This is a genomic window from Streptomyces lothianensis, from assembly GCF_047779955.1.
Taxonomy (GTDB): domain Bacteria; phylum Actinomycetota; class Actinomycetes; order Streptomycetales; family Streptomycetaceae; genus Streptomyces.
Genome location: NZ_JBLMKT010000093.1, coordinates 1 through 7,393, shown reverse-complemented (window position 1 = coordinate 7,393; position 7,393 = coordinate 1). Strand labels below are relative to the sequence as shown.

The window sequence follows — 7,393 nt, the reverse complement described above, 5'->3', positions numbered from 1 at the left end:
CGACACCCTCACCACCCCCAAACCCACCTCCACCTTCAACCTCTTCGCCGCCTGACACCTCGTCAGGGGCGTTCGGTGATCCGTTCCCTGCGGGGCGTCGCCAGACGGACGTAGTCCCCTACGTCCAACGCCACCGACAGGGCCAGGTCCGCCGCGTTGAAGTAGATCTCCTCGTGGGCGAGGAGGGCGGGATCGACCATCAGCTCCAGCGCCGGGTCGAAGGCGAACGGCACGATGGAGCCGCTGACGCAGCCCGACAGCCGCTCGGCCGTGGCCCGGTCCGCGAACGACACCTGCCGCGCGCCGCACAGCTCCTGGATGCGGGCGAGGTCGACGCGCCGGTCGCCGGGGACGACGGCCAGGACATAACGGGAGCTCTTGCCGGCCAGTCTGGCGCGCGTGACGATGCACTTGGCCGCCTGCTCCAGCGGATGTCCGCGCAGCGCGCTGGCCACGTCGGTACGGCCCTCGGGTGCGTGGGCGATGAGGCGGTAGCTCGCTCCGCCGCTCTCCAGGAGGTCCAGCAGGCGGGCTCGGGTGCTGTCGCGCGTTCCGGTCGTGTCGTCCGGGGCTCTCGACCGTGACATCGCCGTTGCCGACATGACGTCTTCTCCTTACTACGGCTGCACTACGGCTGGGAAGGTCGGGTGGCGCGACGCAGCACGCCGGGGAACTCGTTCCCCGGCGTGCTGCGGATCGTCGTGCGTCAGGCCGCCGCTCCCACGCCCACCGGCATGCGCAGGCAGGCGGACTCCACCGGGCGGAGCGGGGGTTCGGTGAGCACCGGGACCTCGGGGCCGCGGCGCAGCGCCGCGAGCAGCCGGGGGGTCTGGATATCCGCGATGCTCGTCGACAGGGTCATCAGCGCGAGCGCGGACTGGCTGACCGCGCGGTTGCGGGTCGCCAGGCTGCTCATCATGTCGGAGTCGCGGCGGTGCGCGCCCGGCGCGGTCAGGCGCGGGTCGGTGCTGGCGACGCGGCAGCCCGGGTAGCTCGCGTCGTTGCTGGTCGCCATCATCCAGGCGTCGTCGGCGGCGCGGGCGATCGCCCGCTGGGCCGTACGGCCGAGTCCGGCGCCGAGCCCGCGGTCACGGATCTGCTGTTCGAAGGCGGCGACGCCGCGGGCGGCGGCGCTCATGCCGTGGCCGTAGACAGGGTTGAAGGCGGCCGTCGCGTCGCCGATGACGACGAGGCCTTCGGGCCAGCCGGGCAGCCGGTCGTAGTGGAGCCGCCTGCTGACCGTGGAATGCGAGCGCTGTACGGCGGTCAGCGGCTCCAGGTCGGCGATCAGGTCGCCGATCAGCGGGTGGCGGACGCCCTCGCGCGCGTAGGTGAGGAAGCCCTCCGCGTCGGCCGGCGGCTCGCCGCCGCGGGTGCCGGAGAGGGTGACGATCCAGCGGCCGCCCTCGATCGGCATCAGGACCGCACCGCGGCCCGGGACCGGACGCCGCGAGTCGGCGAGGACACTGACCAGCGGGAACCCGGAGCCGGTGGCGGCCTGCGGCGCCTGGAACATCCGGGTCGCGTAGACCATGCCGGTGTCGACGCTCTCCTCCTGCGGCGCCGGTACGCCCAGTTCGCCGAGCCAGCGTCGCATCGCCGAACCGCGGCCGGTGGCGTCGATGACGAGGTCGGCCTCGAGGTGCCGCTCCGCGCCCGAGTCGCGGTCACGGGTCCGTACGCCGGTGACCCGTCCCGTGCCTCCGGCCGTCGTCCCGGACGCACCTCCGGTGAGGCCCAGTACCTCCGTACGTGTCAGGACGGCGATCCGGTCGCTGCGCAGCGCCTCCTCGCGCATCGCCCAGTCCAGCAGGGCACGACTGGAGGCGAGGGTGAACTCGGACTCCGGGAAGCGGTGCTGCCAGCCGAACGGCGTGTAGGAGACGAGGCCGTCGGGAATTCCGATGCGGTGCGCGCCGGCGGCGAGCAGACCGGCGGTCATGCCCGGAAGATACGACTCGGCAATTCGGGCACCGCCGGACCACAGAATGTGACAGTGCCGGGCCTGCGGAACCCCCTTACGCATTTCCGGCCCATTCGGATATTCATCACGTTCCACTACGGTCACTTCGTCGAAATACCGAGCCAACATCGCTGAGGTGAGCATCGCGGTGAAACTCCCGCCCAACACCACGGCCCGCTGGTGTCCGACCATCCCTAGTCGCTTCCTTTCCCTCATCGAGTGGCATCCGCAACTACCGTATGGCGGGGGAGGTTTGCCAATCGGTGAGCCGGGACCCCCGTTGGAAGTGTGGGGTGGGTAGGGGTAATGAACAGGGGTAACCCCTGCTTTTGAGGAGCGTCCGGGAAAAGGCGCAGCTCATGGTGGAGTTGGCGGCTCCTGGGTGTTCTCCGGGGGCCTGAAGTGCAGAAATGTCCGCTACCGTGGGCCCGGCGATCCTCCTAGACTGATCGCCATGGAGACAACACACAGGGCGACACCGGTGGTTTCATTCACCGGCGCGGTCAAGGAGTTCGGCGCAGTGCGCGCCGTGGACGGACTCGATCTCATCATCGGTTCAGGCGAGAGAGTCGCCCTGTTGGGTCGCAACGGCGCGGGCAAGTCGACCTCCATCGGTCTGCTGCTCGGCCTGGACGAGCCCACCTCGGGCACGGTGGAGCTGTTCGGTTCCTCGCCGCACCACGCGGTCCGCGACGGCCGGGTCGGCGCGATGCTCCAGGACTTCAAGCCCGTCTCCCGGGTGACGGTGCGTGAGCTGGTGTCGTTCGTGGCCGGGGTGTACCCGAATCCGATGCCGGTCGACGAGGCACTGGCCATGGCCGGGCTGACCGAGCTCGCCGGGCGGCGCGCCGACAAGCTCTCCGGCGGCCAGGCGCAGCGCGTCAGCTTCGCCGTCGCGCTGGCCGGCGACCCGGACCTGCTGGTCCTCGACGAGCCGACGGCCGCGCTCGACGTGCAGGCGCGGCGGGCCTTCTGGGAGTCGATGCGGTCGTTCACCGACCGCGGCAAGACCGTGCTGTTCTCCACGCACTACCTGGAAGAGGCCGACCAGAACTCGGACCGGATCGTCGTCATCGACCGCGGGCGGCTCGTCGTCGACGGCAGCAGCGCGGAGATCAAGCGGACCGTCGGCGTCAGCATGATCGCCTTCGACCTGTCGTCGAGCGAGGTACCGGCCGGCCTGGACTCGCTTCCCGGTGTCGTCTCCGTGGAGGTCGCCGACGGCCGCGTGCGGCTGCGGACCTCGGACTCGGACGCGACCCTGAGCAAGCTGACGCAGCTGACGACACCGCGTGGCCTCGAAGTGGCCGCGGCGGGCCTGGAGGACGCGTTCCTCAACCTGACGTCGCACGACTCCGCCGCGGCGACATCGTCGTCCGCCGCTCCCTCCTTGTCCGGTACCTCTTCCTCCACTTCTTCCTCGTCCGTACAGTCCCCGAAGGCAGGTGCGTGATGGCCGGCAGCGTCACCCTGGTGTCCCGTTACGTCAACCTGGAGCTGCGCCGCACGTTCCGTGACGTCGGCTTCGTCATCTTCGGCATCGGTACGCCGGTGCTGATGTACATCATGTTCACCAATGTCGGCGACAAGGCCTCCGGCGGCTCCTCCGAGTGGGCCGTCACCGCCATGGTGGGCCTGGCCGCCTACGGCGCCCTGAGCGCCGGGCTGACCTCGGGCACCGCCGTCGCCGAGGACAAGGCCGTCGGCTGGCTCCGTCAACTGCGGATCACCCCGCTCTCGCCCGCCCAGGTGGTGCTGGGGCGCGCGGTGACCGGTTCGCTGATGGTGCTGCCGGCGATCGTCGTGGTACTGCTCGTGGCCATGATCACCAACGGTGTGCGGCTGGAACTCTGGCAGTGGATCGCACTGACGCTGCTGCTGTGGGTGGGATCGCTGCCGTTCACGATGCTCGGCATCGCCAACGGCTACCAGCTGTCGGCCCAGACGACGAACGTCACGAACATCGTCTGCAACCTGGCCCTCGCCCTGATCGGCGGCCTGTGGTTCCCGGTCACCGAGTTCCCGGGCTGGCTCGCCTCGGTGGCCGAGTGGACCCCCGGCTACCGCTTCGGCCAGCTCGGCTGGGACACCGTCGACGGCAACGCGCCCGGCCTGACCGCGGTCCTGGTGCTGGTCGGCTGGCTGCTGGTGTTCGGCGCGTACGCGACGTACGCGTACCGGAGGTCGGGGCGTAAGGCGTGAGCGTGGTCGTCTGAACGGAACTGGCAAAGGCCGTGGGCGGCATCCGGATCGGATGCCGCCCACGGCCCTTTTGGTGGTGCGGGTGGGGGGGTGGGGAGGCGACGGCGGCTGCCGTTTGGTGGGGAGGACATCGGCTGCCGTCCGTTCGGTCCTTCTCTCCCCCCGGCCCTCACCCGCAGCCCCCGCATGGCACGGCTTCGCCCCGCCGAGTCGGGACTCAGCGGGGCGAATTCGACCGGCAGCGTCCGGTGGGCGGGTGCTGCCCTGCGACGACGGGAGGTGTCCCGTCAGCCGAGCGCCCGGTGACGGAATCCGCGGATGCCGACGAACGACGCGGCCAGGGCCGCGGCGGCGAGGATCGCGATGTCGAGGCCGAGGGGTACGGAGTCCACCTTCTGGAGCAGTACGTCCCGCAGGCCCTCGTTGATGTACGTGATCGGGTTGAGGCCGACGACCACCTGGAACCAGCGCAGGCCCTCCAGGCTGAGCAGTGAATACTGTGCGGCGGCGGTGAACATCAACGGCGTCAGGGCGAGTCCGAACACCACGCCCACGCGGCGGGCCGACACGAGCGTGCCCAGCACCAGGCCGAGCGCGCCACCCAGCAGCGAACCCAGGACGAGCACCGCGAGGACCGGCGGCAGCGACGACGCCGGCCACCAGGGCACGCCGAGGACCAGGATGCCGACAGGGATCATGAGAGCGGCGGCGATGAAGCCGCGTATCCCGCCGAACACGATCTTCTCGACCGCGACGAGCCGGATCCCGACCGGGGCCATCAGCCGGTCCTCGATCTCCTTCGAGTACGAGAAGTCCATGACCAGGGGCAGCGCCGTGGCCTGGAGTGCACTGATGAAGGCGGTCAGGCCGACGATGCCGGGCAGCAGCAGCGGGACGTAACTGGGGTCTACGTAGTTCATGTCGGCGAGAACCTTGCCGAAGATGAACAGGATGAACAGCGGCTGCAGCAGCGCCTCGGCGAGGAAGAGCCACGGCTGACGGGCCGTGACCAAGATGTCCCGCCACAGGATCGACGTGAAGATGCGGCGCGAGGAGACACTGCGCGGCCCGCTGGGAGTACGGGCGAGCGTACTCGAACGCGTCTCGTTCGGCCCGGTTGGCTCGGTGGCCGGTCGGGGAGCTGCTGTCGTGGTCGTCGTGGAAGTGGTGATGGTCACCGAAGTCCCCTGCCAGTGAGGTGAATGAAGACGTCTTCGAGGCTTGCCTCCCGTACGGCCAGGTCCTTGACCTCGCAGTGCAGTTCGCCGAGCACCTTGAACATCGGAGGCAGCACGTCGCCGGCGCCGGACTCAACGCTCAGCACGAACCGGTCCTCCTCCGGCTCGGGGGCCGGCATGCCGGGGAAGGGCGGCGGTACGGCCGGGGCACCGGGCACGTACTCGGCTGCGGCCACCCACGGGACGGCGGTCAGCGCTTCGGCCACGGCCTGCGGGGTCTCGGCCTCGTTCAGGAGGTTGAGCTTGAGGGTGAGCGTCGTACCGCCCGGAAGATCACGGATGAGCGCCTCGGGCGTGCCCAGGGTCAGCAGCTTGCCGTGGTCGACGATGCCGATGCGGTCGCACAGCTTGGCGGCCTCCTCCATGTCGTGCGTCGTGATCACGACGGTCACGCCACTGCGGCCGAGGTCCACGACGAGGTCGTGGACGAACAGCCGTGCCTGCGGGTCGAGTCCGGTGGCCGGCTCGTCCAGGAACATCACGCTCGGGTCGTGCATCAGCGCCCGGGCGATCATCACGCGCTGCGCCTGGCCGCCGGACATCTCGTCCACGAGGGAGTCGGCCCGGTCGGTGAGCTGGACGCGTTCCAGCAGCTCGTCGGCGCGGCGGCGGCGCTCGGAGCGGCCGATGCCGTGGTAAGCGGCATGGAAGAGGAGGTTCTGCCGGACCGTCAGCGAGCGGTCCAGGTTGTTGTGCTGCGGGACGACCGCGAGGATGCCGCGCGCCCGGTCGGGATGCGCGATGACGTCGATGCCGTCCAGGAAGGCCCGCCCGGAGGTGGCCTTCGCCATGGTGGTGAGCATGCGGATGGTGGTCGTCTTGCCGGCGCCGTTGGGGCCGAGGAGCCCGAACACCTCGCCGCGGGCGACGGTGAAGCTCAGTCCGTCGACCGCCGGCGGCATGCCGGGGATGTACTCCTTGACGAGGTCCTCGACCACCACGACCGCGTCATGGGCGCCATTGCCCACTTCTTTCTTCTCTGCTTCTTCTGTCTTCTCTGTTCCTGACACCCTTTGGCTCCCAGTGATGGACGTGGAAAAGTTCAATTCCGGTTGCGTGTGAGCGGGCGTGAACGGCAGTCAGCTCTTGCCGAACTCGCGCTGGATGAGTTCGAACATCTCGTCGGGCGTTGCCGCGTCGAGCAGATCGTCGATCTCCGGTTCCGTTGTCGTCGATGATGCTTCCTGCGTCGCGTTCCAGCGGGACAGCAGCGCCTCCAGTCGACCGGTGATGTCCGCTCCGTCCACGCCCTGCGACGAAAGGGACTCGAGTACGCGCTCAAGGCGGTCGATTTCCGCCAGGGCAGTGGTGGGTCCGGGGCGGGTTCGTCCGTCGCCGAACTGCTCGGCGATCGGCTCGGCGATCGGCTCGGCGAACAGTTCGGCGAACAGTTCGCGCAGGTGCCGGACGAGATCTTCGGGCGCGGGGAAGTCGAAGACCAGGGTGGCCGGAAGCTTGAGCCCGGTCTGCTCACTCAGGCCGTTACGGAGTTCCACGGCCAAGAGGGAGTCGAATCCGATCTCCATGAAACCGCGACGCGCCTTGATCTGCGCGGGATTCGCGATTCCGAGTACGCGCGCTGTCTCACCGCGTACCAGATCGAGAAGGATTTCGGCCTTAGCCGCTTCACCCCCGTCCGCCCCAGCCGCCGACGCGAGGCGCTGGCGCAGCGCGGCGGCGGGATCGGGCTCGCCACCATCCGTACGTGCGGACGTCCCGTCGTCGGGGCCGCCGTGGTTGGTGGGGTGGGTGTCGGGGAGGTCGGCCAGGAGGGGGCTGGGGCGCAGTGCGGTGAAGGCGGGGGTGAAGCGGTCCCAGTCCACGTCCGCCACGGCGATGGTCGTTTCGGCTGCGGTGACTGCCTGTGCGAGGGCGGTGAGGGCGTACTGCGGGTCCATGACCGGCAGTCCCCGGCGCGCGAGCATGTCCTCGCCGTCGCTGGTGACCAGTCCGCCGCCGGCCCAGGGGCCCCAGGCGATGGAGGTGGCGG

At 69.7% G+C, this 7,393-nt stretch carries 8 protein-coding genes; 3 read left to right on the top strand and 5 right to left on the bottom strand.

What is annotated here, in order from left to right:
• Positions 1-62: 62 nt before the first annotated feature.
• Together ACLF6P_RS29645 and ACLF6P_RS29640 are read right to left on the bottom strand one after the other, a co-directional pair.
• Positions 63-602 (bottom strand): YbaK/EbsC family protein, encoded by a 540-nt coding sequence (locus tag ACLF6P_RS29645; RefSeq protein ID WP_415954507.1) that lies wholly within the window; start codon positions 600-602, stop codon positions 63-65.
• Between the two features lie 104 nt (positions 603-706).
• The gene (locus ACLF6P_RS29640) at positions 707-1,942 is read right to left on the bottom strand and encodes an NAD(P)/FAD-dependent oxidoreductase (protein ID WP_415954506.1); all 1,236 of its coding nucleotides are present in this window, start codon (positions 1,940-1,942) and stop codon (positions 707-709) included.
• A 475-nt stretch (positions 1,943-2,417) separates the two neighbouring features.
• Between ACLF6P_RS29640 and ACLF6P_RS29635 the strand changes: the two genes are divergently transcribed.
• On the top strand, positions 2,418-3,416 hold the full coding sequence (locus ACLF6P_RS29635; protein WP_415954505.1) for an ABC transporter ATP-binding protein: 999 nt from the start codon (positions 2,418-2,420) through the stop codon (positions 3,414-3,416).
• Positions 3,416-4,165, top strand: a complete 750-nt coding sequence (locus ACLF6P_RS29630; protein WP_415954504.1) for an ABC transporter permease — start codon at positions 3,416-3,418, stop codon at positions 4,163-4,165. Before ACLF6P_RS29635 ends, ACLF6P_RS29630 begins: the two co-directional genes overlap by 1 nt.
• Before the next feature lie 287 nt (positions 4,166-4,452).
• Here the strand turns inward: ACLF6P_RS29630 and ACLF6P_RS29625 are convergent, their stop codons facing one another.
• Positions 4,453-5,178 (bottom strand): ABC transporter permease, encoded by a 726-nt coding sequence (locus tag ACLF6P_RS29625; protein ID WP_415954503.1) that lies wholly within the window; start codon positions 5,176-5,178, stop codon positions 4,453-4,455.
• On the opposite strand from ACLF6P_RS29625, the gene ACLF6P_RS29620 reads away from it, so the two are divergent.
• Entirely contained in the window at positions 5,171-5,362 is a 192-nt protein-coding gene (locus ACLF6P_RS29620) for a hypothetical protein (RefSeq protein ID WP_415954502.1), read from the top strand. The two genes, ACLF6P_RS29625 and ACLF6P_RS29620, sit on opposite strands and share 8 nt — an antisense overlap.
• Here ACLF6P_RS29620 and ACLF6P_RS29615 read toward each other — a convergent pair.
• Both ACLF6P_RS29615 and ACLF6P_RS29610 read right to left on the bottom strand, forming a co-directional pair.
• Positions 5,340-6,371: an ABC transporter ATP-binding protein gene (locus tag ACLF6P_RS29615; protein WP_415954501.1), complete on the bottom strand. Its 1,032-nt coding sequence runs from the start codon at positions 6,369-6,371 to the stop codon at positions 5,340-5,342. The genes ACLF6P_RS29620 and ACLF6P_RS29615 overlap by 23 nt on opposite strands.
• A 111-nt stretch (positions 6,372-6,482) precedes the next feature.
• Positions 6,483-7,393: phosphopantetheine-binding protein (locus ACLF6P_RS29610; protein WP_415954500.1), on the bottom strand; the 911-nt coding region annotated here is incomplete at its 5' end.